The organism is Roseinatronobacter sp., from assembly GCF_051859525.1.
Lineage (GTDB): Bacteria > Pseudomonadota > Alphaproteobacteria > Rhodobacterales > Rhodobacteraceae > Roseinatronobacter.
In genome coordinates, this window is sequence record NZ_JBHYFM010000020.1 from 1 (window position 1) to 25,738 (window position 25,738).

A 25,738-nucleotide genomic window follows, 5' to 3' on the forward strand; every position below is an offset into this window, starting at 1 on the left:
AGACCCCGGCCCGCCGATGGTGCGGGCTTCATCCAAGTGCGAAGGGCCGCAACAGACCAAGACCACCCGAATTTGCATTGCCAGCCAGCATATAAACACTACAGCGCGCGCCAGCCGATATCGCGACGACAAAACCCGTCAGGCCATTCAATCCTGTCCACCATGCCATAAGCCCGCTGTTGCGCCTGTGCCAGCGTCGCCCCGCGTGCCGTGACGTTCAGCACCCTGCCGCCATTGGCCAACAACCTGCCATCCGCCCGCACAGTGCCCGCATGGAACACCATATGCGAACTGTCCTCGGGGCAGGCATCCACGCCCCTGATTTCAGTGTTTTTCGCATAGCTGCCCGGATAGCCCTTTGCGGCCATTACAACCGTCATGGCATGATCATCGGCCCAGTTGACCTGCATCTGGTCAAGCCGCCCGTCGGCACAGGCCAGCATCAGGTCCAGCGCCTGCCCGCCAAGGCGCATCATCAGAACCTGACATTCCGGATCGCCAAAGCGCACGTTATATTCCACAAGTCGCGGCTGCCCGTCCTTGATCATCAGCCCCGCATACAGCACACCCTGATATGGCATGCCGCGCCGCACCATTTCGGCCATTGTCGGGCGCACGATCCGGTCCAGCGCGATTTGCGCAATCGCATCCGTCAGGACCGGCGCGGGCGAATAGGCGCCCATACCGCCCGTGTTGGGGCCGCTGTCCCCCTCGCCCACGCGCTTGTGGTCTTGCGCTGTGCCAACGGGCAGGCAGGTTTCGCCATCGACCAGCACGAAGAAACTGGCCTCCTCACCGTCCATGAATTCCTCGATCACCACCTCGGCACCCGCTGCGCCGAATTCACCGCCGAACATGGTGTCAACGGCGTCCAGCGCCTCTGCCTCGGTCATGGCAACGACAACGCCCTTGCCTGCCGCCAGCCCGTCGGCCTTGATGACAATCGGCGCACCCTGATCACGCACATAGGCGCGGGCGGCATTCGCATCCGTAAAATGCGCATAGCCCGCAGTGGGGGCATTGACGGCAGCGCAAATCTCCTTGGTAAACGCCTTGGACGCTTCCAGCCGCGCCGCCGCTGCTGATGGTCCGAAACAGGCAATACCCGCCGCGCGCAACCGGTCGCCCACCCCTGCGGCAAGGGGCGCTTCGGGCCCGATGACAACAAAATCAATGGCGGTTTCTTCGCAAAACGCCACGACTGCATTGCCATCATTTATGTCCAGCGCCGCGCATTCGGCAATCGCCTCCATCCCTGCATTTCCCGGCGCACAGATCAGCCTGTCGCATTTGGGGTTTTGCATGATCGCCCAAGCCAGCGCATGTTCACGCCCGCCACTGCCCAACACCAGAATATTCATTGCCGCCCTCTCTTGGCCTTTGCGCTGTTGCGTTCTAGGGTGCCTTTGCCCCCATGACAAGCAATGGCACTGCAATGAACCTGATAGACGAACCGCCCAGCAACACCCCCGAATTTTCCGTGTCCGAAATTTCCGGCGCGGTCAAACGTGTGCTGGAAGGGGAATTCGGGCGCGTGCGGGTGCGCGGCGAGGTTGGTCGCGTGATGGTGGCGCGCACTGGACATATGTATTTCGACCTGAAAGACGACCGCGCCGTGATTGCCAGTGTCAGCTGGAAGGGACAGGTCGCGCGCATGGCCGTCAAACCCGAAGAGGGGATGGAGGTGATCGCCACAGGTCGCCTGACCAGTTTCGCGCCGCAATCGAAATACCAGCTACAGGTCGAAAGCATTGAACCCGCAGGCGCGGGCGCGCTGATGGCGATGCTGGAAAAACGCAAGGCCGTACTGGCCGCCGAGGGGCTGTTTGGCGCGGACCGCAAACAACGCCTGCCCTATCTGCCGCGCGTCATCGGTGTTGTCACTTCGCCGCAAGGGGCCGTGATCCGCGATATCCTGCACCGGCTGCGCGACCGGTTTGGCGTGCGGGTTCTGGTCTGGCCGGTCGCGGTGCAAGGGCAGACCTGCGCACCCGAAGTCGCGCGCGCCATCAAGGGGTTCAACGCCCTGCCCCATGACGGTCCCGTTCCACGCCCTGATGTCCTGATCGTGGCGCGTGGCGGCGGCTCGATCGAGGATTTGTGGGGGTTCAACGAAGAAAGTGTTGTGCGCGCCGCAGCCGACAGCCGCATCCCGCTGATTTCCGCTGTGGGCCATGAAACCGACACCACACTGATCGATTATGCCGCCGACCAGCGCGCACCCACCCCCACGGCAGCCGCTGAAATGGCAGTGCCTGTGCATGCCGATCTGGTGGCGCATCTGGCCAATCTGGACGCACGACTGATCCGGTCCGCTGGTCAGGCTGTGGCACAACGCCAGCAACGTCTGCGCGATGTGGCGCGCGCCCTGCCGCGCGCTGACACGTTGCTGGCCCCTGCCGTGCAACGGTTTGACCAATGGGCCGAACGCTTCCCCGGATCATTGCGCGCCGCGCTGCACAGCAAGACGCAGGAATTGCGCGGCATCGCCGCAGGACTGCGCGCCAATTCGATCACCCACCAGATCGACAAGGGCCGCGACCGGCTGGCCGAACGCGCCAGCCGCGCCACCCGCGCGGTCACCAACACCCTTGACCGGCAGACCACCCAACTGGCCGCGCTGGAACGGCTGCGCCAGTCGCTGGGCTATCCCGCAACATTGCAGCGCGGCTATGCTGTGGTGCGCGATGATGCAGGCGCGGTGCTGACCTCTGCGCAGGCGGCCAGCCGCAAACCTGCCTTGCAGGTCGAATTCGCGGATGGTGTGCTTGATGTCCTGCCGCGCAAACCTGACAAACCCGCGAAGACCAAATCGCCACCCCCGCAACAAGGGGACTTGTTCTGACCCCGCCAATGACCGCCGCGCGGGTAAAGGGTTTAACGCTGTTTTTGCTTAACGCTGTTTTTTCTTGAATCGCGGTTCGGTCCGGGCCAGCAGGCGGCGAATATTCTCGCGGTGGGTATAAAACACCAGCAGTTTCATCACGACCAGCAGCGCCACCAGTGACATATACCCCAACAGCGCCGCAAAGATCGAACTGAACCCGCAGGCCACCAGTGCCGAAAGCGACGAATAGCGGCTAAGTTTGAATGTCACCAACCATGCCGCACAGGTTGCCAACCCGACCGGCCATGCCAAGGCCAGCGTGACCCCGATAAAGGTTGCAACCCCCTTGCCGCCCCTGAACCCAAGATAGACGGGGTATAGGTGCCCCATAAATGCCGCCAGTGCCGCAACCTGCGCGGCATCCGGCCCGAGGGCCCACCACGCAATCAGCGCGGCAATACCGCCCTTGGCCGCGTCCAGCAGAAATGTCAGACCGCCCGCCAGCTTGTTGCCGGTGCGCATGACATTTGTCGCGCCAATATTGCCCGACCCGATGTCGCGCAGGTTTCCCAGCCCCATCAGGCGCGCAATCACAACCCCGAACGGGATCGATCCAACCGCATAGGCCACCAGTCCGACCAGCCCCAACAGCCACAAGGGTGTCATCACGTCGGGCATGGCCTAGTCCCCCTGCCTGTGAACACAAACGCCACCCACAAATGTTGCCAGAACCCGCCCTTCCATGCGGGCCCCGTCAAAGGGTGTGTTCTTGGATTTCGATTGCAGCGTGAAACGGTCCAGAACGAAGGGCGCATCGGGGTCGAACAGCACCAGATCGGCAGGCGCACCGGCACATAGCCGCCCCGATTCCAGCCCCAACCGCCGCGCGGGGTTCAGCGACAGCGCACGCCAGATCTGCGCCAGCGCCAAGTCCTCGGAATGATACAGCCGCATTGCCGCAGGCAGCAGCGTTTCCAGTCCAACCGCGCCCGCCGCCGCCTCCTCAAAGGGCAGGCGTTTGGATTCCTCGTCCTGCGGGGTGTGCATGGAACAGATGATGTCAATCAACCCCGACTCCACCGCCTCGACCATGGCGCGGCGGTCATCTTCGTGGCGCAGGGGGGGCTTGAACTTGAAGAAGGTCCGGTAATCCCCCACATCCAACTCGTTCAGTGTCAGGTGATGGATGGAAATACCCGCTGTCACATCCAGCCCGTTGGCTTTCGCGCGTTCCAGCGCAGGCAGGCTGCGCGCACAAGTGACCTGATCGGCGTGATAGCGCGCGCCGGTCATTTCGACCAGCCCCATGTCACGGTCCAACCCCATACGCTCGGCCATGGGGGATACAGCAGGCAGGCCCCGCAATGATGCGAATTTTCCGCTGGTCGCACATGTCCCGCGCGACAGGCCCTGATCTTGCGGGTGCCCGACAATCAGCGCGCCCAGCCCCTTGGCATAGCTCATGCAGCGCGCCAGAATTCTGGTATCGACGGTAACATTGTCCCCGTCACTGAAGGCCACCGCGCCCGCATCCATCAAGAACCCGATCTCGGACATCTCGCGGCCCGCACGACCGCGTGTCAGCGTGGCCATCGCACGGATATTGACAGGCGTGCGCGCCTGCGCGCGGCGGGTGACATATTCCAGCACTTCGGGCGTATCAATCGCCGGGTCTGTATCGGGGCGCATGACAATCGTGGTCACCCCCCCCTTCGCTGCCGCCAGCCCTGCAGTGCGCAGGCTTTCCTTATGCTGCGCGCCCGGTTCACCAACCTGAACGCCCATATCGACAATGCCGGGGGCCAGACATTTGCCGTTGCAGTCAATCTGTTCCGCGCCATCGGGACATGGGCCGTCAAGTTCCGCGATCATCCCGTCACGCACCAACAGCGCCCCTATGCGTTCCTGCCCTGCTTCAGGGTCGATCAGGCGGGCATTGTGGAACCATGTCATCATCTGGCCAATCTTCCCTGTGCATCATCTTGCCAAAAATACTCTCGGGGGGGGCGGGCCGCAGGCCCGTGGGGGGCAGACAGCCCCCCCGCCTTGGCCAAAATATCCTTGATGCCCATCATGCCCCCTTGCGCCTCGCGCGTTTCACGCGCGCAGCTTCAATTTCTGCGATCACCGCCTCGGCGCCCGCCACATGCTTGATCAGATGCTTGTCGCCGGTTTTGGTAATGATCTGGATGTCGCCAAACAGGCGGCGCACCTTCTCCAGCTCCAGCAGGAAAACCTGCCGCCCGCCGGGGCCGATCAGGCGCATATTGGTCACAATCCAGTGGAATTTCATCTGTTCCGAATACAGCCACAGTCCGCGCACACCCAGCGCCAGAACCGCACCCAGCGACCCGATGGCCACATGGTCCGACCCCATGAAGGCCAGCACCATGCCCACAACCCCCATGCCCAGCACGGCCATCACGCCATGATCGCGCCAGTAGGTGGCCTTGTCCGACCGGATGTCGCGCAGCTTTTTCTCACCCGGTTCGGGGTCAAAAACCGTCTCGGCCATTGTGCTTTCGCGGATCTGCTCACCCATGATCAACTGCCCGCAGCCGTTCGCTTTCGCGCTTGCGGCGCAGGTTGCCCGCCAGCAGGTCCATTGCTGCCATACGCACCGCGACCCCCATTTCCACCTGTTCCTGAATGACCGAGCGGTTGATGTCATCGGCAATGGCCCCGTCAATTTCCACGCCCCGGTTCATCGGGCCGGGATGCATGACAATCGCATCTTCTTTCGCATAGGCCAGCTTTTCGGCGTCCAGCCCGTAGCGGTGGAAATATTCGCGCTCGGACGGCACAAAGCCCCCGTCCATGCGTTCGCGTTGCAGCCGCAGCATCATCACCACATCGGCACCTTCCAGCCCCGCGCGCATGTCGTCGAACACTTCGACGCCGAATTCGCCAACCTGCGCGGGCATCAATGTCGGCGGCCCCACCAGACGCACGCGGTTTTCCATCTTGCCCAGCAGCAGCAGGTTCGACCGCGCCACGCGGCTATGGGCAATATCGCCGCAAATGGCCACGGTCAGGCGGTGCAACCGCCCCTTGGCGCGCCGTATGGTCAGCGCGTCCAGCAGGGCTTGTGTGGGGTGTTCGTGCCTGCCGTCACCTGCATTCAGCACCGCGCAATTCACTTTTTCCGCCAGCAGGTTGACGGCGCCGGAATTCCCGTGCCGCACCACCAGCAGGTCGGGGTGCATCGCGTTCAGCGTCAGGGCCGTGTCAATCAGCGTCTCGCCCTTTTTCAGGCTGGACTGTGCCATCGCCATATTCATGACATCCGCGCCCAACCGTTTGCCTGCCAGCTCGAAACTGGCCTGTGTGCGGGTCGAGGCTTCAAAAAACATGTTGATCTGCGTCATGCCGGCCAACACGGTGGCATGTTTTTCGGCCGAACGGTTCAGCGCGACATACTCTTCGGACAGATCAAGGATTGTGGTAATTTCCGCAGGGTGCAGCGGCTCGATTCCCAGCAGGTGGTTTTGCGTGAATGTCATGTCGCACCCTTTGATACCGAAACCTGCCCCGTTATAGAAACCACACGCCGCAACGACAAGGCCGCTTTACGCGCCCTGTGCGCTGCGGCATATGTTAGGGTATGACCACAATGGAACCCTGGCAAACTGACTGGCATATCGCACGCGCCGCCCTTGAGTGGCAGTTGGACATGGGTGTGACTGAAGCCATCTGTGACACGCCCGTCAACTGCTATGACCTGCCCCAGAAGCGCGAAGCCCCGCAGGCGAAATCCGGCGCGGCACCCGCACAGGCCCGCGCCGAACCCGCGCAGGACGCCCCCGACCCGATCGCGATTGCACGCCACGCCGCCGAATCAGCGCAGGATCTGGCGGGATTGCAGGCTGCACTGGCCGCGTATGAGCATTGCGAACTGAAACTGGGGGCGCGCAATCTGGTCTTTGCCGACGGGCAGCCCAACGCCCGCGTGATGATAATTGGCGAGGCTCCGGGCCGAGAGGAGGACCGCCAGGGCAAGCCCTTCGTGGGCGAGGCCGGCCAGCTTCTGGACCGCATGTTTGCAGCCATTGGCATGGCCCGCGAAAACCCCGACCCTGCCAAGGCCGTCTATATCACCAATATCCTGCCATGGCGCCCCCCGCAAAACCGCGACCCCTCCAGCGAGGAACGCGCGATGATGCGCCCGTTTGTCCAGCGCCATATCGACTTGATCGACCCTGATATCCTTGTGCTGATGGGGCGCATTTCCGCAGGGACATTACTGGACACAAGCGAAGGGATCACACGGTTACGCGGGCAATGGCGCGAATTCATGGGCCGCCCCTGCCTGCCCATGCTGCATCCGGCCTATCTGTTGCGCAACCCGCCGATGAAGCGTCATGCATGGGAAGACCTGTTGTCGCTACAAGCCAGATTAAGGGATACAAAATGACACGCTTGGACATGGAAAAACCCTTCGTGCCCGTGCGGTTTGCCGTATTGACCGTGTCCGACACGCGCGATGCGGCATCGGACAAATCCGGCGACACGCTGGCAGGGCGCATTGAGGGCGCAGGCCATGTGCTGGCCGCGCGCGCCATTTTGCGCGACGAACGCGCCGAAATCGCAGCCAGATTGCGCGATTGGTGCGCCGACCCCGAAATCGACGCGATCCTGACAACCGGCGGAACCGGCCTGACCGGTCGCGATGTCACGGTCGAGGCCCACCGCGATGTCTATGAAAAGGAAATTGACGCGTTCGGGACCGTTTTCACGATTGTGTCCATGCAGAAGATCGGCACATCGGCCATACAGTCGCGCGCTTGCGCGGGTGTCGCGCAGGGCACATATCTGTTTGCCTTGCCCGGATCACCGGGGGCGTGCCGCGATGCGTGGGATGAAATTCTGGCCCATCAGTTCGATTTCCGGCACCGTCCTTGTAACTTTGTCGAGATTTTCCCGCGTCTGGATGAACATCTGCGACGGAAATAGAAATTTCCACGTTATAGGGGGGTGAACCAAAGCTGCGTTTGCGGCGTAATACCTGATACGCGCGCCAAATCCGAACCGGAGTAATCATGCGTTTTTTAACCCGAAGCCTTGTTGCGCTATTGCTGGCGTCAGTGTCCGTGGGCGCATTGGGCTATGCGGGGTTTTCACTGGTTTCGGCCATTCAGGACCGGAACGCGGCCACAGGCAGACAGGCCACAGCGCGCGAACGGGTCTTCACCGTGCGCGCCGTTATGGTCACGCCCGCCGAAATATCACCCACCCTGTCGGCCTTTGGCGAGGTGCGGACACAACGCGCACTGGAATTGCGTGCCCCGATCGGCGGGCGGGTTCTGGAAGTGGCGCAAGGGTTTGAAGATGGCGCGGACGTCACAGAAGGGCAGTTACTGTTCCGGATTGACCCTGCCGACGCGGCCTCGGCGCTGGCGCTGGCGCAATCGGACCTGTCGCGCGCGGATGCCGAATTGCGCGACGCCGAACGCGCGCTGGTGCTGGCCGCCGAAGATGTGAACGCCGCAGAAGCGCAGTTCGACCTGCGCGAACGCGCCCTGTCCCGCCGTCAGGGGCTGGCGGAACGCGGTGTTTCCACCGAAGCCGCGCTGGAGGAAGCCGAACTTGCCCTGTCATCCGCGCGGCAGGCTGTTGTCGGGCGCAGACAGGCGCAGGCACAAGCCGAAGCGCGCGTCGATCAGGCGCGCACCGCGCTGGAGCGGCAACAAATTTCCGTGGAGGAGGCGCAGCGCAGGCTGGATGATACCCGCGTCCATGCCAGCTTCAGTGGAACGCTGGCAGATGTGAATATCGTCGAAGGCCGGATTGTGAACACCAGCGAACAGCTGGCGCGCATTATCGACCCCGCATCGCTGGAAGTCTCGGTCCGGCTGTCCACGGCGCAATATCTGCGCCTGCTGGATGATGCCGGTGCACTGCGTGACACTGGCGCCGAAATCGTGCTGGACGTGGCAGGGTTCGAGATCACCTCTCCGGGGCGGGTTCTGCGGGCCTCGGCCACGGTCGAGCAGGGCCAAAGCGGGCGGCGGCTGTTTGTGGAACTGAACGCCCCGCGCGGCTTCCGGCCAGGCGATTTTGTGACCGTGCGCCTGCAAGAACCCGCATTGCAGAATGTGGCGGTGGTGCCCGCCTCTGCAATCACGGCCCGCAACGAGGTGCTGGTCATTCAGGACGACAACCGGCTGGCGGCGACTGCGGTGCGCGTGCTGCGCAGGCAGGGCGATGATGTCATCATCGAGGCCGCAGACCTGAACGGGCGCGAGGTGGTGCGCGAGGTTACCCCCAATCTGGGCAGCGGCATTCAAGTCCGGCCCCTGCGCGAAAACGCCGATGGAACACCGGCCCCCGAGGCCGATGAAATGGTGACACTGGATGCCGGTCGCCGCGCACAACTGATCGCGCAGATTGAAGGGAACACAGGCATGCCCGAACAGGTCCGCGCCCGCATGATTGCGCAGCTTTCGGAAGATCAGGTGCCCGCGCAAATGATTGAACGCATTGAGAATGGGGGCGGCGCGGGCGGTGGTCGTGGGCGCGGCGGCCCGACGGGCGGGGGCTGAGCATGACCGGACAGGCCGCATTGCGCACCGCGAAGGACCGGCTGGCGGTTCAGGCACTGGGTATTTTCCGCTATTTCACACGGCACAGAACGGCAGCAAACCTGCTGCTGGTCATCATGCTTGTTTCAGGGCTGGCGGCAATTCCACAAATGCGCGCGCAGTTTTTCCCTGATGTTATTGTCGACAATATACGCATTGATATTCGCTGGACGGGGGCTGGTGCCGAGGATGTGGATGCCGCGATTGTCCAACTGGTCAGCCCCACGCTTCAGGCGGTCGAAGGGGTGGCGCGGGTGTCCAGCCAGTCCACCGAGGGGCGCGCGCGCTTCACGCTGGAATTTGAAACCGGCTGGGATATGGGGCGCGCCAGCACCGACGTGCAAGACGCGCTTGATACCGTCAGCAACCTGCCCGATGACGCGGACGACCCTGTCGCGCGCCGGTCCGGCTGGTCGGACCGTGTAACGAATGTGGTTGTGACCGGCCCTGTTGCTGTCGAACAACTTGCCCGCTTTGCCGACGAATTCGCGGCACGCCTGTTTGATGACGGGATCACCCGCGTCAGCGTGTCCGGCGTTGCCAGTGCCGAAGTCATGGTCGAACTGCCATCCCGCAACCTGATTGAACATGACATCGGCATGGCCGATATCGCGCAGGCCATTCGCGCCACCATCAGCATGGACCCCACCGGCGAAGTCTCGGCAGGGGCGGCGCGGGTGCGCACAGGCGCCGAACGGCGCAGTGCCACGGATATTGCCGAAATCGCCCTGCGCACGCGCGCAGACGGGTCCGTTTTGCGTATCGGCGATGTCGCGCAGGTGCGCGAAGGCACAATAGACCGTGACCGCGCCTTCTTCGTTGGGGAAAACCCTGCGATCACGATGCGCGTTGACAGGTCCGAACAGGGCGATGCGATTGCCATTCAGGCCCGTGTTGAACAACTGGCCGAACAGATGAATGCGGGGCTGCCCGAAGGCACGCGCATCGAACTGGTGTCCACGCGGGCGGAATTCATTTCCGGCCGGATCATGTTGCTGGTCAAGAACGGGTTGCTGGGGCTGGGGCTTGTGGTGGTGCTGTTGTTCCTGTTTCTGAATGCGCGCACGGCATTCTGGGTGTCTGCGGGCATACCCGCGGCCATGCTGGCGGCCATTGCGGTCATGTATCTGATGGGGCTAAGTTTCAACATGATCTCGCTTTTTGCGCTGATCATCACGCTGGGGATTGTGGTCGATGATGCCATTGTCGTGGGCGAACATGCCGATTACCGCGCCCGCGAACTGGGCGAGGACCCCGCACAAGCCGCTGAAAATGCAGCAACCCGCATGGCACAGCCGGTTTTTGCCGCAACAGTCACAACCGTTCTGGCCTTCGGGGCGCTTATACTGGTGGGCGGGCGTTTCGGCAGTTTGATTGCCGATATTCCCCTGACCGTGATTGCGGTGCTGATCGCATCACTGGTGGAGTGTTTCCTGATCCTGCCCAACCATATGTATCACGCCATTGCCAGCGGGCTGAAACAGCGCTGGTATGACTGGCCGTCACGGCAGGTCAATCGGGGCTTTCGCTGGGTGCGTGAACGCGGTTTCCGGCCGCTTATGCGCTTTGTCGTATTTGCCCGATATCCTGTTGTGGCAGCCCTGATTGCGCTACTGGCCACGCAGGCCGCATTCCTTGTGCGCGGGGACTTGCCGTTCAGGTTTTTCAATTCACCGGAACAGGGGTCCATCACCGGCAATATCGTCATGACAGACGGGTCCAGCCGCGAAGATACGCTGGACATGCTGCGCGAGCTGCAGCGCGCCACAGACGCCGTGATTGCAGCCGCCATTGACGATGACGGGCGCGATCCGACCACCTTCGTCATGGTGGAACTGGGCGGACAGTCGGGACGTGCATCGGCGGCTGCGGAAAACAAGGATGCGCATCTTTTGGGGTCGATCAGCATCGAACTGGTGGATGCGGATTCCCGCGCGATCACCTCCTTCGCGTTTGCGTCTGCCCTGCAAGACGAGGTGCGCGCGCATCCAAGGCTGGAAGAACTGGCGTTCCGGTCCTGGGGCACGGGGCCGGGCGGGGACACACTGTCGGTCGATCTGGCGGGCGGCGATGCGGAAACCCTGAAGGCCGCAGCCGATGCGTTGCGCGTGGCGCTTGCGCCCTTTCCGGAAATCACCGGACTGGAAGACAGCCTGCCCTATGACAAATCCGAACTTCTGCTGGAACTGACCCCGCAGGGTCAGGCGCTGGGCTTTACCATAGACGGCTTGTCGCGCGACCTGCGAAATCGTTTGTCAGGCGTCGAGGCCGCGACCTTCCCCGATGGCATCCGCACCGGACGTGTGCGCGTGGAACTGCCAGAGGCAGAGCGCGCCGCCGATTTTCTGGACAGCATGATGATGCGCGCAGAGTCCGGCGCTTATGTGCCGCTGGGTGACATTGTGTCGGTGCGCGAACGGCAGGGGTTTTCAACTGTCCGGCGCGAAAACGGGGTGCGCGTTGTCACTGTCAGTGGCGATTTGTCCGAAGATGACCCTGCCCGCGCCCGCGAGGTGTCGCTGGCATTGACCACGCAGATATTGCCGCAACTGGAAGCCGATTTTGGCATCACGACGCGCCTGTCAGGGCAGGCGGAACAGGAACGCGAATTCATGTCCGACGCCGCAATCGGACTAAGCCTGTGCCTGATCCTGATCTATCTGACGCTGGCATGGGTGTTTTCCAGCTGGACGCGCCCGCTGGTTGTGATGTCGGTTATCCCTTTTGGCATGATCGGGGTGATTTACGGACATGTCAGCTGGAATATGGCCATGTCGATGTTTTCCATTGTCGGTGTGGTCGGCATGGTCGGGATCATCATCAACGACTCCATCGTGCTGGTCACGACTGTCGATCAATACGCCAGGGATCGCGGCCTTTTCCCGTCCATCATCGATGCGGCCTGTGACCGTTTGCGGCCTGTCCTGCTGACAACACTGACCACAGTTCTGGGCCTTAGCCCGCTGTTGTTTGAAACCTCGACCGAGGCCGAATTCCTGAAACCCACGGTAATTACACTTTCCTATGGACTGGGCTTCGGGATGGTCATTGTCTTGTTGCTGGTGCCTGCGGTTCTGGCCATCGGGCATGATGTGCAACGCCAGTTCGTGTCCTTGCGGCGGGTCATCGCATTCCCGTCACGCGGGCGGGGCATTCTGGTCGTGCCGCTGCTGGCGGCTGTTGCACTGGTCCTGTGGTTTGCCGTGACAATGGGCGCGGTCTTCTGGGGCGGGACCCTGCCTGCCGGACTGGCGAAACTGGCATCCGGTATGGCGACAGACCCGCTGCGCGCAGCGCTGGTTCTGTTTCTTGGAGGGGCTGTCGTGGCGCTGCTGACCGGCTGGATCATCGGCGCAGGCGCGCTTTGGCACGCCAGCCGCAGCGCGGGCGCGCAAGGTCAGGGCGCCAGCGAACACCCCTGATGGCCCAGCGTTCCATTCTCGCTGACAAGGCTTATTCTTATGGCGGACCGGTCAATCGCCCCGACCTGCCCTGATTTTGAACGCAAGCGTGTCTGGCCTGTAATTGTGCCGCCCGAACGGCTGGACGGCAGGATATGGCTGCGCAAACCCTGTCCCGGCAATTCAACCAGCAAAAACTCCTGATTGCCGGTGCTGGGAATGTCCATCTGCACACTAAGCCGCAAGCCCCTGCTGTCGGGGTCCAGATTGCAGCTTACCCCCCGCAAGCCAGCCGTGCGGGCCGCGCCGGGGCGGTCTGTCAACGCGGCGGCGATGGCGCTGTCATGCGCACCGCTGCCCGTCAGGGTTGTCTGCACCCGCAGATCGACCGGCACACAGATATCGTCGCACACACCAATACTAAGCGTCGCATCGAACCCGACCGGCGCGGCAGGGTCATGCGGCGTCAGTTCGACAGGCAGGACCAGTTCACCCGTATACCCGATGCTGTTGAAACCGGATTTCAGGAACAGCCTTGGTTCCGGCCAGTGGATACGGACCTGAGCCAGATTGGACGATGCGCCCCAATCCAGACGCGGCGCGATACCGCTTTCGCCGGGGTGGCGCCAGTATGTGATCCAGTCAGGCGACAACTTCAGGTGCAGCGCGGCAATATATGTGCCCGACTCCGTCTTCCAGCCCGACCGGATACCGGCCTGAACCAGTTCTGACGGAACCGGGCTTTGGGCCTTTGCGGCAAAGGGTGTCAGCAGCGCAGCCGCAAGTGCCACAACGATCAGGGAGTGCTTTTTCTTCATGCCCCTAGATTCCCCGTCCCGCACTGAAACGGAAGTCACAAATCAGCGACCACAAGCGGCTGTGACATCTTCGTGTCAATCTTGTCGGGTTCTGCCCCTTGGCAATAGGCTTGAAGCTGGGCATTGTAAGGTGTCCAACAGCGATAACAGTGACCCATGGCCAGCCTGACCGGAAAACTGCTGATTGCAACACCTGCCATGCCGGACCCGCGGTTCGCGCATGCGGTGGTGTTCCTGTGCGCCCAGTCCACTGAGGGCACGATGGGCCTGATCATCAACAAACCCCTGCCGGACCTGACAATCCAGAAACTGGCGCAACATCTGGAACTTGCTGGTTCCGGCGCGAATGCAGGACTTGCCGATGCGGGTGACGGGCCAATCCATTTTGGCGGGCCGGTCGAGACGGGGCGCGGTTTCGTGCTGCACACGCAGGATTATTTCAGCCCCGATGGCAGCATTGAAGTCAGTGACGGGGTCGTTCTGACCACATCCAGTGATGTGCTGGCGGGCCTTGCGCGCGGACAAGGCCCCGCACATGCGATTGCGGCGCTGGGATATGCGGGGTGGGGACCTGACCAACTGGAACAGGAACTGCATGCCGGTGGCTGGCTGCTTGCCGATCCGGACCCCGATTTGATATTTGCCACCATCGATAGTGAAAAATGGGCCAGCGCGCTGCGCAAGATTGGCGTTGATCCGCGTTTGCTGTCAGGCAATATCGGACATGCCTGAACCGGCCAGAAGCTAGCGCCTGTCACGTTCCTTCGCATTCACGAGACAGGCTCTGGTTTATTGTTTCCGCATGTTTTTATGCGCTCTAGACCCCGACCTCGGGGCCGGGACAGATCAACGGGCGTGTGCTGTTCTCGACCTCGTACAGTTCGGTGTCGGAAGTGTCGCCCATGAAACGCGCGCCTAACCCGTTGTCACTGCGCCAGAAAATCCAGCAATGCTCGGACTCTGGCGCGTCGTCATACACGAAGCAAATCTGTTCATCGCGCGGGAACCAATACCCCTCGCGGCACTGATCGCCGATGAAAGCCCAGATCGTGCGGCGTCCGGGGCGAAATTCCTCTATGCCATAGGGCGCGCCACCTGACCCGAAGGTCAGCGTGCGTCCCGTGACATAGGCTTCAAATTCCTCCGCGCTCATGGGGGTTTGCGCGAAGGCTGGCAGCACCGGAAGCAACAGCGCCAGCGCGACCAGCGCGCCGCGCATATGACCTGTGATCATGTTCATCTACGCCCCCGTTGTGGTTTGCGCACGGGCCAGAACCCTGTCCACGCGCTTGTCCATCAGTTTGAACCACAAGGCGGGCACCAGCGCAACAATCCCCATCGCAGGTAACGAATATGGCAAGACCGGATGATCCTGCGGCAGGCGCAACGCCGGATAAATGCGCGACGGGTTTGCGTGGTGGTCGGAATGGCGCGATGCATTCACCATCATATGCGACGAAAACCAATGCGGGCTGTTCCAGCTGTGGTGGCTGGCCTGCGGTTCAAAACTGCCATCGGGCAATTTGCGCCGCGCAAGGCCGTAATGTTGCAAGTAATCCACCATGGCCAGCTGCGATTGCGCATAAAAACACAGCCCCAGATAGGCCAGCACGCCCGCCCACCCGAACAGCAGCGCAACACAAGCCAGCACCACAAGCCCGCCCCCCACATATTCCACATAGGGGTTCATGCGCGCTGCGCGCGCGGCGCGCTCCGCCTCGACACGGTAGCCGCGCGTGAAACTGCCCACCCATCCGCGCAGGAAATAGCGGTAGAAGCTGCGCCCTTTGGGCGGAAAATTCGGATCGAGAGGCGTGGACACATGCACATGATGCAACAACCGGTGCGCTGTGGTGTGGTGCCCGTACAGCATAGAGATATAGACCCATTTCCCAAGCGAGAACAGGAACCTGTTGCCCCGGTGAATCAGTTCATGCGCGTTGGAATTGCTGACCTGCCCGAAATACAGCCCGAACCCGAAAAATGCGGCCACCCGTTCACCAGTGCCCAGCCCGGTCAGTCCTGCAACCGACATGACCGCGACCGGCATCAGCGCCAGATGACTTAGGGCAAGGGCAACCGACAGGCCGTTGGCGGCAGGAAATTCCCCTGCGCCCGCGCCATCAGGGCCTGATGTCGGCAGTATTTCATCCATGACAAACGCAAAGAACGACGTATAGACCACCGCGACCCACAGCGCCGCACCGCCAGCGACCCCGCCATAGGCCAGCAAAGGCACAGGTGCGAGACTGGCAAGGGCGAAGGGCAGAACCGGAAAACGCATCACATTCCATCACATTGAAAACCCTGCGCGATAAATACCACGGATTGCCCGTATGCACAGCCGCGCAAATTGCCTCAGGACAGAAAATCCAGCAAATCAGCGAATGCCACAAATTCGCTGTTGGGTTTACCCCGCATGCGATCGCGGCGGATCAGCGGGGCAACCAGAAACGCCACGGGCCTTAACCAACGCGCCATTCTGCGTGCCAGTGGGACAATCCGGCCATGATCGGCACGGCCATAGGCGGCAAGCGCGCTGTGCGCATATGCAGAAATGTCCGTGTCGTTTTGAAAAATGGAATGCAGGAGTACCATAAGGTCGCGCGCCTGCCGCACGCGCGACGCCTGCAACCGTGCCCCCGCCTCAAGGTCCAGAAACCGGATTTCGGCCTTGTTCCAGCAAATATCGCGCAGGCGCGGGCGGCCATGCGACAGGCCAGCCTTGTGCAACTGCGCAAGCGCCTCGGCGGCCAATGACAGAACATGCCGGATTTCGTCATCCGTGCCGCGGCGGGCCAGACGTGTCAGGGGTTTTCCCGCATGGGCCAGCACGATCATATCAGGCGTTTCTGCCAGAATGGGCGGCACTGGCAAACCTTTGGCCGCAAAGGCCTTCAATCGCGCCACCTCCCGGCGGAAGGCCACAGCGCCGTTCCCTTTTTGCAGCCTGAAGCGCAGCGGGGTCACCTCTGCGCGTTTGATCCAGTAGCGCCGGCCATTATGCTTCAGCTTGGCGATACGCGCATGCGGCATCTGCTGCGCAAGGCGCAGAAGTTCGGCCGCGTCTGGTGCGCTATGGGGGGCGGGGTTGGTCATGGTTGCCTATTGGACTGGCCAGCCTTCGTGGTCAAGCGGGCCTTCGTGCCCAAGCGCGCCTGTGCAATCACTTTTCAATCCGGCACGCTTGGGGTAGCAGGTATATGGCGATGCGCGCACAGACACCAAGGGGTTGGCGATGTCTTTTTTCAAGAAGCTGAAAGAGCGGATGTTCAAGTCCTCGTCCAAACTGGACGAGGGGCTGGAAGCATTGATTGATGACACGGCGGATCAGCATACCAGCCCGTCTGATTCCCCCGACACCGTGCCACCTGCGCAACAAGGCAGCAGCGATACCAGCGACACATCGCCCGCACCCGCCAAACCCGGATTGCTGGGCAGGTTTCTGGGCCGCAGCGATGCGCCGCGCCGCGAACTTGACGACGACATGCTGGAAGCGCTGGAAGATGTGCTGATTCAGGCCGATATGGGCGTCGACACCGCCATGCGCGTCACGGCAAATCTGGCCGAGGGGCATATGGGCCGCAAACTGTCCGTCCCCGAGATCAAGGGCCTTCTGGCCGATGAGATTGCCCGCATCATGGACCCTGTGGCGCGTCCATTGCCGCTGTATCCCGCGCGGCCGCAAGTGGTGCTGGTGGTGGGCGTGAATGGCGCTGGCAAGACCACGACCATCGGCAAGCTGGCCAGCCAGCTGCGCGGCGCAGGCAAATCCGTGATGATTGCCGCAGGCGACACATTCCGCGCCGCTGCCGTCGAACAGCTTCAGGTCTGGGGGGAACGCGCGGGGGTGCCGGTTCTGACCGCGCCGGAAGGGTCGGACCCCGCAAGCCTTGCCTATGACGCGCTGTCACGCGCCAGGGCCGAAGGCATTGACCTGCTGATGATCGACACGGCAGGGCGGTTGCAGAACCGCGCCGATCTGATGGAAGAACTGGCCAAGATTTTGCGCGTGCTGCGCAAACTGGACTCCGACGCGCCGCATAACACCCTTCTGGTGCTGGACGCGACCACAGGCCAGAACGCCCTGAATCAGGTCGAGATATTCCAGAAACTGGCCAATGTGTCAGGGCTGGTCATGACCAAACTGGATGGCACGGCACGCGGCGGGGTTCTGGTGGCACTGGCCGACCGTTTCGGGCTGCCCATTCACGCCATCGGCGTGGGCGAGCAGATTGACGACCTGCAACCCTTCGATCCGGCGGAATTTGCGGCGGCACTGGTGGGCACGCAGCCGGACCCCTGATCGCGGGCCGCGCGGGTCCAGCCCCCCCCCCAGAATATCACGCTACCGTGCGGGCAACACTTGCTGTGCGATACCCGCAAGGGCCAGATACAGCGTTGTCACAATAAGCCCCCATGTCACGGCCTGCGGTTGGGCAAATCCCGCCCAGGCGGCCCAACCTGCCAGCACCGTCCAGACCAGCGCCAGCGGCAGGGATATCGCGCGCCAGCGCTGCGTGCGCACGGGATGGATGAACTTCAGCGGCGTGAACATGGCCACAGCCAGAAAGCCGACAATGCCCAGAATAACCCAGAAGGAAGGCTGCACCGCGAAAATGACAATGGCGGCCATGTTCCAGCATGCGGGAAACCCGTGAAAACTGTTATCGGGGTTCTTCATCCGTGTATCGGCAAAATAGATTACACTGGCAAAGGTGATCACGATAATCGCAATCCACCCCGTCCAGCCCGGCAACAGATTGGACTGGAACAGCGCGAATGCGGGAATGAACACATAAGTCAGGTAATCAATAATCAGGTCCAGCAACTGGCCGTCAATATTGGGGGCATTCACCTTCACATGATAGTGCCGCGCCAATGGCCCGTCGATTCCATCCACGACGAAGGCAACAACAAGCCACAGGAACATCATGGGCCAGTCGCCCTGCGCGGCCTCCAGCAGGGCCAGCATGGCAAAAACGGCGCCTGTGGCCGTGAAAAGATGAACCGAATAGGCGGGCAGGTGTATATTCAAGGCATCCTCGGACGGGTTAAGGCCGGAAATCGGGCGTCATATGGCAGCGCGGCGGACATTCAGCCATGCGCGCGGGGATGGGCGGCATCATAGATATCCATCAATCTAGCTGCATCAACTGCGGTGTAAACCTGCGTCGACTGCAAAGATGCATGGCCCAGCAATTCCTGTATCGCGCGCAAATCCCCGCCTGCGGATAAAAGATGCGTGGCAAAGGAATGGCGCAGCGCGTGCGGGGTGGCCGTGGCAGGCAGGCCAAGCTGCATGCGCGTGCCCTCCATGACCTTGGCGATATGGCGGCGTGACAATGCGCCCCCGCGTTGGGCACGAAACAAGGGGGCGTCTGCGCTTTGGCCATGCGGGCAGGCGGCCAGATACTGCGCAACCGCCGCGCGCGCAACGGGCAGGACGGGGACCATGCGTTCCTTGCCCCCTTTGCCGCGAATGCGCAGCATGTCGCGCAAGGGCGCATCGCGCCCCATCAGCGACAGCGCTTCCGACACGCGCAATCCACATCCGTATAGCAGGGTCAAAACCGCCGTGTCGCGCAACCCTGTCCAGTCCTGCCGTGTTTGCAAGGCCACATTGTCCAGCATATCGCGCGCGGCAGTTTCACTTAGCGGGCGCGGCAGGTTGCGCTTGTGTTTGGGCGCACGCGCCGCAAGAATGGCCGATATGTCCAGATCCTGCCGGTCGGCGACCCAGCGGGCAAACCCCTTGACCGCGGATAATTGCCGCGCAAGGCTGCGCCCGCTGATACCGCGCGCGCGTTCCGATGCCATCCATGCACGCATATCGGACAAGGTCACCTTGCCCAGCGCCGACACCCCTTGCGTGCCCCCGTGATGGCCCGCCAGAAACCCGAGGAACCCGCCGACATCGCGTGCGTAGCCGTCAAGCGTGTGGTCCGATGCATCGTGCAGCGCGCGCATCTGGTCCAGCCAGGTCTGCAACGCGTCACGCTGGCCTGCGGATAAATGCAGGCCGCCCCCAGTCATGCCAGCCAGCGGCGCATGGAGCGTTCAAATATCCCCGCAAAGAACGCCAGCAGGTCCGTGCCCTGACCCGGCTTGAACATATGCGGATTGTCTGACGCCATGACCAGCATCCCCCCCAGGCGCTGTGCGCCCAGATCAAGGCGCATGCAGGCCTCGGACCGCAACTCGGCGCTGCGATCACCATATAGATGGCCGGTCGGCGGAATGGCCTGCCGCAAAATGACCTGACGGCCGGAATGCTGCGCGCGCCCCGCCGACATATAGCTGTCGATGAACCCCGGCGCGACGACGCACAGAACATTCGATATCCGGTCCAGCGCGGGGTCGGGCGCGGCAGTGGGGCTTTCCAACACCAGCTTGATGGCATCCACCCGCAGGATTTCGGCCACATCACCGCCAAGGTCGCGCAGGAAATCCTCGAACTGGTCGGGGTCCAGCATGCGCAGGATCGCGCGGTGTATCTGGTTTGTGCCCGACAGGTTTTCATAGGCCGCAGCGATCACTGCGCGGTGGGTTTCTTCCAGCCGGTCAAGGCGGGCTTCCAGCCGTTCCATAGCCAGACCACGCAAATCGACAATGTTATCGCCCATGCCGCGTTCGCTGGCAGACACCAGCACGCGCATCACGTCCTTGTCGTCCAGAATAAGGGCGGGGTCCGAGATGATCCGCGCGCGCAATTCTTCAAGCCCGTCGGGTTTGACTGCTGTTCCTGCCATGATGTGCCTGTCCGTTGACTGCTGCTTTTTTCTTGTTCCTGCGGACTATAGCAAATCTTACAGGATTTTTTGACCAGTTTTTTCCCAATCCTTCATGAATTGTGCCAGTCCGGCATCGGTCAAAGGGTGGAAAGCCAGCTTGCGGATGACTTCGGGCGGCGCTGTCATCACGTCTGCGCCAATGCGCGCAACGTCCAGAACATGGTTTACCGACCGGATGGAGGCCGCCAGAATCTGGGTTTCAAACCCGTAATTGTCGTAAACGGTGCGGATATCTTCAATCAGGTCCATCCCGTCCAGCGCCAGATCATCCAGCCGCCCGATGAATGGGGAAATGAATGTGGCGCCTGCCTTGGCGGCCAGCAGGGCCTGATTGGCACTGAAGCACAAGGTGACATTGACCATCTTGCCTTCACCAGTCAGCACCTTGCACGCTTTCAGCCCGTCCCATGTCAGGGGCAGCTTGACGGTGATATTGGGCGCGATTTCAGCCAGCTTGCGGCCTTCGGCGATCATGGCGTCGGCCTCCAGCGCGACGACTTCGGCGGAAACGGGGCCTTCGACAATCCCGCAAATCTCGCGCGTGACCTCAATAATGTCACGGCCGGATTTCAGAATAAGCGACGGGTTGGTCGTCACCCCGTCCACCATGCCCAGATCATTCAGCTCGCGGATCGCGGTCACATCGGCAGTATCGACAAAGAACTTCATTTCATGCCCCTTCGGGTTGCAGCCAGTGTTTGGCGGCGTCATACCTTATCTTGCCGCTTGCAGGAACCCCAATTTGCGCCATGCCCGATAACCCCGCCCCCGAATTCTTTGACGAAGGCACGCCCTGTGCCGTGCTGACCACCGAACCGGTGGGCAATGGCGTGCTGGATTATCTGGCCCCTGAAGGCGGGTGCTGGCTGGGCGCGTTTGTCGATGTGCCGCTGGGCCCGCGCCGCGTGATGGGCGTGGTCTGGGGCGGGGCCGAGGGGAAATTTGCCCGCAACAAGCTGCGCGGCATCATTCGTGTGCTGGATGCAGCCCCCCTGCGCAGCGAATTGCGCGATTTCCTGACCCGCGTGGCCGAGTATACGCTGACGCCACTGCCCGCGATGCTGCGCCTTGCCACGCGCGTTCCGGGGTTGGGCGACGGACCTGCCATGCGCAAATTGTTGTTTCGCGGCCCCACGCTGCCGCCGCGCATGACCGATGCGCGCGACCGTGTGCTGGCCGCTCTGGACAGCTTTGGCGGCGCGGGTCTGACAGCGGGCGAATTGGCACAGGCCGCCGGTGTGTCCAGTGCGGTGGTGCGCGGGTTGGTCAAGACTGGCGGGCTGGTGGAACGCGACGCGCCGCGCGACCAACCCTATGGGCGGCTGAACCCCGACCTGCCACGCAGCACCCTAAGCGATGATCAGGCGCAGGCCGCGCAGCACTTGCGCGATGCCATGGCGCAGGACAAATTCGGCGCAACACTGCTGAAGGGGGTCACCGGATCGGGCAAGACCGAAGTCTATCTGGAAGCCATCGCCGCCTGCCTTGCGCGCGGGCGGCAGGCACTGGTCTTGCTGCCGGAAATCGCGCTGACCTCGGAATTCCTGACGCGGGTAGAAGCGCGTTTTGGCGCGCGCCCTGCCGAATGGCATTCCGGCGTGACCCTGACGGAACGCCGCCGCTGCTGGCGCATGCTCGCCCAAGGGGATGCCCAGCTTGTGGTCGGCGCACGATCCGCGCTGTTCCTGCCCTTTCGCGATCTGGGGTTGGTGGTCGTGGATGAAGAACATGACACATCCTATAAGCAGGAAGAAGGCGCGCTGTATAACGCGCGCGACATGGCGGTGCTGCGCGCGTCCCTGAACGGGGCGCAGGCGGTGCTGGCCTCGGCCACGCCATCGTTGGAAAGCTGGGCCAACGCCGCATCGGGCAAATATGCGCGTCTTGATCTGGCCACACGTTTCGGCCCCAACACCCTGCCGGATATGCGCGCCATTGACCTGCGCGCCGAGGATCTGCCGTCAAACCGCTGGATTTCCCCCAGCCTGCAAAGCGCGGTCACCGCACGCGTGCAGGCAGGCGAACAGGCGCTGTTGTTCCTGAACCGGCGCGGCTATGCCCCGCTGACATTGTGCCGCGCCTGTGGCCATCAGGTGGGCTGCGCCGATTGTGACGCGCGCATGGTTGAACACAGGTTCCTGAAACGCCTTGTGTGCCACCAATGCGGGGCATCTGCCCCCATCCCCACCGCCTGCCCCGCCTGCGGCGCCGAGGACCGCATGGCCCCTGTCGGCCCCGGTGTTGAACGGCTGGAGGAAGAAGCCCGCGCCCTGTGGCCTGACGCACGCGTTCTGGTGTTGTCATCTGACCTGTTCGGGTCCGCCCGCGCGCTGAAAGAACACATCGCCGCCATTGCTGCGGGGGGGGCCGACATCATCATCGGCACCCAGATCGTCGCAAAAGGGCATAACTTCCCGCTGCTGACGCTTGTGGGCGTGATTGACGCCGATCTGGGCCTTTCGGGGTCGGATTTGCGGGCGGCAGAACGGGTGTTCCAACTGGTGCGGCAGGTGGCAGGGCGTGCAGGGCGAGCCGAAAAGGCGGGACTTGCCCTTGTGCAGACCAGCCAGCCTGAACACCCTGTGATCCGCGCCATCCTGTCGGGCGATGAAGAAACCTTCTGGCGCACCGAGGCGGATGCCCGCTTTGCCCTTGGCATGCCCCCTTACGGACGGCTGGCGGGGATCATCCTGTCATCGCCCAATATGGAGGACGCCTTCGCCCTTGGCCAGCGTCTGGCCATGCAATCCGCGCCGCTGGCGCGAATTGGCGCGCAGGTCTTTGGCCCCGCGCCAGCGCCCATCGCGCGCATTCGCGGGCGCCACCGCGTGCGGCTGCTGGTCAAGGCCCCGAAGGGCGCGCCCTTGCAAGCGGCGTTGCGCGCGTGGGTGGGCCCCCATAAACTGGCCCGCGACCTGCGACTGGCCATTGACATAGATCCCCAAAGTTTTCTGTAACCGCTTGCGGATTGCCGCGCGCAGCTTACTTATTGGCCAAAGGTATATGAAGGACCCCGCCCATGTTTGGATTTCTGGACCAGAAAACCCGGATGATCAGCGCCGCAGACGCCCTGCCCGGTCGCGCAACCCCCATCCCCACCGCCGATACACATGCCGTGTCGGGCCGCCCCCTTCAGGGCCCGGCGCCCGCAGGCATGGAAACAGCCCTGTTCGGCATGGGGTGTTTCTGGGGGGTAGAACGGATTTTCTGGCAGGTGCCGGGCGTATGGCTGACGACAGTGGGTTATGCGGGCGGGTTTACGCCCAACCCCACCTATGAAGAAGTGTGTAGCGGCAAGACCGGCCATAACGAAGTGGTGCAGGTCACGTTCGATCCGGCCATTGTCAGCTATGACACGCTGCTGCAACACTTCTGGGAAAACCATGACCCGACACAAGGCATGCGGCAGGGCAATGACCGCGGCACACAATACCGGTCCGGCATCTATTGCTATACGGATGCACAAAAAGACGCTGCCATCACCAGTCGCGACAGCTATGGCGCACGGCTGGCGCAGGCCGGACACGGGGTCATCACAACCGAAATACTGGACGCGCCGGCCTTCTATTTCGCCGAAGATTACCATCAGCAATATCTGCACAAGAACCCGCAAGGCTATTGCGGGATTGGCGGGACCGGTGTGACCTGCCCGATCGGCCTGCCCGGCTGACAGGCCGCTGCCCCATCAGTACCGCCCCTGTAGCGCTGCCCGCCCTGGCAGGGGCGCGCAGGGTGGGCGGGTGGGGCGTGCCCCTGCCAGGGCGGGCAGCGCTACAGGCTTGACGCCTATGGGCATGGCCTGTATCGCGGCGCGTATCCTTGCGACTTCGCATTAGCCAAAGGCTGTCTGCCATGCCCACCTTCACCGCACTGACAACCCTTCACACATCGGATGCGGCCTATGCCCTGTCCGAAGCCATGGAAAACATGGAACCCGAACCCACCGGCGTGGGCGTGTTCGAGTTGGAGGACGGCTCCGGCCTGTGGGAAGTTGGCGGGTATTTCACCGAAACACCTGACGATATCGAACTGGCATTGCTGGCCGAAGCCTTCGGCGCGAAGCCCTTTGTTGTGACCGAATTGCCGGAAATCGACTGGGTGGCCAAAGTGCGCCGCGACCTGTCGCCGGTCGAAGCCGGTCGTTTTTTCGTCTATGGCAGCCATGATGCGGATAAACTGCCCGACGGCCGCGTGGGCCTGTTGATCGAGGCATCGATGGCGTTTGGCACCGGCCATCACGGCACCACATTGGGCTGTTTGCGCGCGCTGGACCGGCTGGACACTGACGGTTTTCGCGGCAAGTCGGTCGTCGATATCGGTTGCGGCACTGCCGTTCTGGCCATGGGGGCCGCCAAAATCTGGCCTGATCCCGTGCTGGCCAGCGATATTGATGCGGTCGCGGTGGAAGTCGCACAAGCCAATATCGTCGCAAATGATCTGCAAAGCCGCGTGCATTGTGTGGAAGCGACAGGGTTTAACCACCCCGATTTGCAGGCCCGTGCGCCGTTCGATCTGGTTTTCGCCAATATCCTGATGGCGCCCCTGATTGATCTGGCCCCAGACATGGGCAAGCTGACAGCGCCGGGCGGGCACGCCATTCTGTCAGGGCTGCTGGTGGAACAGGCAGACAAAGTCTTGCAGGCATATGTAGATGCGGGTTTTTCCCTGCATCACCGCGAAGATATCGGCGACTGGGCCACGCTGACGCTGATCCGGTAACGCGCGCGACGCCCAAGGCCGCCAGATTTCACCCTGAACCTGCCCTACTTTCGCCGGATTGACCGTTTACGCATCGGTAATCAATTCGGCTTAGAGTGGCGGCAAAAGTTCAGGAACAGCGACATGAGCGTGGCACAGCACGATGAATTCAGAAAACGACGTTCTGATATCATCAAGACCCATTTGCGCAACGACCCCAAAATCAGGGCGGCCCGTCGCCGTATGCGCGTCCGTTTCATCTTGGGGATCGCCAGCTATACAATGGTGCTGTTGGTCACCTTGGTCTTCGCCAAAGGCGTGACAATGGCCATGCATGACGCAAGATCGTATCGCCTGATGGTCGCGCCTGTCATTCGTGATCTTCCCGACACTCATATCGGCTATACCCTGCTGATGCCCGACCCGATCAGCACGCAGATTGCAACATTCCTGCGCCCCTATCTGAATGCAGACAGCAGCGAAAATCTTGCAGGCGGGCATGGGCGCATTGTGACGGATGGCGGTCGGACAGTCCCCCTGACCCTGAACGATCAGAACTGAAACCCCGCACATATATGCCCCCTTACCAAGGGGGCAATCAGGCACGATATCAGGCATC

General features: G+C 62.2%; 24 protein-coding genes. 11 read left to right on the forward strand and 13 right to left on the reverse strand.

The genetic code is table 11. From position 1 onward, the window contains the following. Positions 1–98: 98 nt before the first annotated feature. A complete protein-coding gene (purD, locus tag ACTIE1_RS13005) occupies positions 99–1,361 on the reverse strand; it encodes a phosphoribosylamine--glycine ligase (protein ID WP_439563436.1) in 1,263 nt (420 codons plus the stop codon). 74 nt (positions 1,362–1,435) lie between these two features. Here purD and xseA point away from each other — a divergent pair, with 74 nt between their 5' ends. Next, positions 1,436–2,845, forward strand: coding sequence for an exodeoxyribonuclease VII large subunit (xseA, locus tag ACTIE1_RS13010; protein WP_439562135.1), 1,410 nt, complete (start codon positions 1,436–1,438; stop codon positions 2,843–2,845). Positions 2,846–2,893: 48 nt separating this feature from the next. Here the strand turns inward: xseA and plsY are convergent, their stop codons facing one another. From plsY to ACTIE1_RS13030, 4 genes are all read right to left on the reverse strand, one after another. Further along, the gene (gene plsY, locus ACTIE1_RS13015) at positions 2,894–3,505 is read right to left on the reverse strand and encodes a glycerol-3-phosphate 1-O-acyltransferase PlsY (RefSeq protein ID WP_439562134.1); all 612 of its coding nucleotides are present in this window, start codon (positions 3,503–3,505) and stop codon (positions 2,894–2,896) included. Between the two features lie 3 nt (positions 3,506–3,508). Then, on the reverse strand, positions 3,509–4,783 hold the full coding sequence (gene pyrC / locus ACTIE1_RS13020) for a dihydroorotase (protein WP_439562133.1): 1,275 nt from the start codon (positions 4,781–4,783) through the stop codon (positions 3,509–3,511). Positions 4,784–4,898: 115 nt separating this feature from the next. Continuing rightward, positions 4,899–5,369, reverse strand: coding sequence for a hypothetical protein (locus ACTIE1_RS13025; RefSeq protein WP_439562132.1), 471 nt, complete (start codon positions 5,367–5,369; stop codon positions 4,899–4,901). Further along, complete coding sequence (locus ACTIE1_RS13030) at positions 5,362–6,330, reverse strand: aspartate carbamoyltransferase catalytic subunit (RefSeq protein ID WP_439562131.1); 969 nt, start codon at positions 6,328–6,330, stop codon at positions 5,362–5,364. Before ACTIE1_RS13030 ends, ACTIE1_RS13025 begins: the two co-directional genes overlap by 8 nt. Positions 6,331–6,431: 101 nt before the next feature. On the opposite strand from ACTIE1_RS13030, the gene ACTIE1_RS13035 reads away from it, so the two are divergent. The 4 genes from ACTIE1_RS13035 to ACTIE1_RS13050 all read left to right on the forward strand — a co-directional run bounded on the left by ACTIE1_RS13035 (position 6,432) and on the right by ACTIE1_RS13050 (position 12,830). Continuing rightward, a complete protein-coding gene (locus ACTIE1_RS13035; RefSeq protein WP_439562130.1) occupies positions 6,432–7,241 on the forward strand; it encodes a uracil-DNA glycosylase in 810 nt (269 codons plus the stop codon). Beyond that, positions 7,238–7,780, forward strand: coding sequence for a molybdenum cofactor biosynthesis protein B (gene moaB / locus ACTIE1_RS13040; protein ID WP_439562129.1), 543 nt, complete (start codon positions 7,238–7,240; stop codon positions 7,778–7,780). Before ACTIE1_RS13035 ends, moaB begins: the two co-directional genes overlap by 4 nt. Before the next feature lie 86 nt (positions 7,781–7,866). Next, complete coding sequence (locus ACTIE1_RS13045) at positions 7,867–9,369, forward strand: efflux RND transporter periplasmic adaptor subunit (protein WP_439562128.1); 1,503 nt, start codon at positions 7,867–7,869, stop codon at positions 9,367–9,369. A gap of 2 nt (positions 9,370–9,371) precedes the next feature. After that, on the forward strand, positions 9,372–12,830 hold the full coding sequence (locus tag ACTIE1_RS13050; protein ID WP_439562127.1) for an efflux RND transporter permease subunit: 3,459 nt from the start codon (positions 9,372–9,374) through the stop codon (positions 12,828–12,830). Here ACTIE1_RS13050 and ACTIE1_RS13055 read toward each other — a convergent pair. Then, positions 12,806–13,627, reverse strand: a complete 822-nt coding sequence (locus tag ACTIE1_RS13055) for a protein-disulfide reductase DsbD domain-containing protein (protein ID WP_439562126.1) — start codon at positions 13,625–13,627, stop codon at positions 12,806–12,808. The genes ACTIE1_RS13050 and ACTIE1_RS13055 overlap by 25 nt on opposite strands. A 156-nt stretch (positions 13,628–13,783) precedes the next feature. On the opposite strand from ACTIE1_RS13055, the gene ACTIE1_RS13060 reads away from it, so the two are divergent. Continuing rightward, on the forward strand, positions 13,784–14,359 hold the full coding sequence (locus tag ACTIE1_RS13060) for a YqgE/AlgH family protein (RefSeq protein WP_439562125.1): 576 nt from the start codon (positions 13,784–13,786) through the stop codon (positions 14,357–14,359). Positions 14,360–14,444: 85 nt separating this feature from the next. Here the strand turns inward: ACTIE1_RS13060 and ACTIE1_RS13065 are convergent, their stop codons facing one another. From ACTIE1_RS13065 to ACTIE1_RS13075, 3 genes are all read right to left on the reverse strand, one after another. After that, the gene (locus tag ACTIE1_RS13065; RefSeq protein ID WP_439562124.1) at positions 14,445–14,867 is read right to left on the reverse strand and encodes a hypothetical protein; all 423 of its coding nucleotides are present in this window, start codon (positions 14,865–14,867) and stop codon (positions 14,445–14,447) included. Continuing rightward, on the reverse strand, positions 14,868–15,911 hold the full coding sequence (locus ACTIE1_RS13070) for an alkane 1-monooxygenase (RefSeq protein ID WP_439562123.1): 1,044 nt from the start codon (positions 15,909–15,911) through the stop codon (positions 14,868–14,870). It lies immediately after the preceding gene. Between the two features lie 74 nt (positions 15,912–15,985). Continuing rightward, positions 15,986–16,726, reverse strand: coding sequence for a hypothetical protein (locus tag ACTIE1_RS13075; protein ID WP_439562122.1), 741 nt, complete (start codon positions 16,724–16,726; stop codon positions 15,986–15,988). Between the two features lie 139 nt (positions 16,727–16,865). On the opposite strand from ACTIE1_RS13075, the gene ftsY reads away from it, so the two are divergent. Next, a complete protein-coding gene (ftsY, locus tag ACTIE1_RS13080; protein WP_439562121.1) occupies positions 16,866–17,933 on the forward strand; it encodes a signal recognition particle-docking protein FtsY in 1,068 nt (355 codons plus the stop codon). A gap of 42 nt (positions 17,934–17,975) precedes the next feature. On the opposite strand, the gene ACTIE1_RS13085 is transcribed toward ftsY, so the two are convergent. Genes ACTIE1_RS13085 through fsa form a run of 4 tightly spaced genes read right to left on the reverse strand, consistent with a single transcriptional unit; the run spans position 17,976 to position 21,090 of the window. Next, positions 17,976–18,665 (reverse strand): CDP-alcohol phosphatidyltransferase family protein, encoded by a 690-nt coding sequence (locus tag ACTIE1_RS13085; protein WP_439563437.1) that lies wholly within the window; start codon positions 18,663–18,665, stop codon positions 17,976–17,978. A 59-nt stretch (positions 18,666–18,724) separates the two neighbouring features. Continuing rightward, positions 18,725–19,663, reverse strand: coding sequence for a tyrosine recombinase XerC (locus ACTIE1_RS13090; protein ID WP_439562119.1), 939 nt, complete (start codon positions 19,661–19,663; stop codon positions 18,725–18,727). Continuing rightward, positions 19,660–20,379, reverse strand: coding sequence for a DUF484 family protein (locus ACTIE1_RS13095; RefSeq protein WP_439562118.1), 720 nt, complete (start codon positions 20,377–20,379; stop codon positions 19,660–19,662). The genes ACTIE1_RS13090 and ACTIE1_RS13095 overlap by 4 nt, the downstream gene beginning before the upstream one ends. A 57-nt stretch (positions 20,380–20,436) precedes the next feature. After that, positions 20,437–21,090 (reverse strand): fructose-6-phosphate aldolase, encoded by a 654-nt coding sequence (fsa, locus tag ACTIE1_RS13100; RefSeq protein WP_439562117.1) that lies wholly within the window; start codon positions 21,088–21,090, stop codon positions 20,437–20,439. 80 nt (positions 21,091–21,170) lie between these two features. On the opposite strand from fsa, the gene ACTIE1_RS13105 reads away from it, so the two are divergent. The 4 genes from ACTIE1_RS13105 to ACTIE1_RS13120 all read left to right on the forward strand — a co-directional run bounded on the left by ACTIE1_RS13105 (position 21,171) and on the right by ACTIE1_RS13120 (position 25,680). Then, positions 21,171–23,378: a primosomal protein N' gene (locus ACTIE1_RS13105; protein WP_439562116.1), complete on the forward strand. Its 2,208-nt coding sequence runs from the start codon at positions 21,171–21,173 to the stop codon at positions 23,376–23,378. 62 nt (positions 23,379–23,440) lie between these two features. Further along, positions 23,441–24,091: a peptide-methionine (S)-S-oxide reductase MsrA gene (msrA, locus tag ACTIE1_RS13110; protein ID WP_439562115.1), complete on the forward strand. Its 651-nt coding sequence runs from the start codon at positions 23,441–23,443 to the stop codon at positions 24,089–24,091. A gap of 182 nt (positions 24,092–24,273) precedes the next feature. Beyond that, complete coding sequence (locus ACTIE1_RS13115) at positions 24,274–25,140, forward strand: 50S ribosomal protein L11 methyltransferase (RefSeq protein ID WP_439562114.1); 867 nt, start codon at positions 24,274–24,276, stop codon at positions 25,138–25,140. A gap of 123 nt (positions 25,141–25,263) precedes the next feature. Further along, positions 25,264–25,680, forward strand: a complete 417-nt coding sequence (locus tag ACTIE1_RS13120) for a hypothetical protein (RefSeq protein WP_439562113.1) — start codon at positions 25,264–25,266, stop codon at positions 25,678–25,680. The last annotated feature ends 58 nt before the right edge of the window (positions 25,681–25,738 follow it).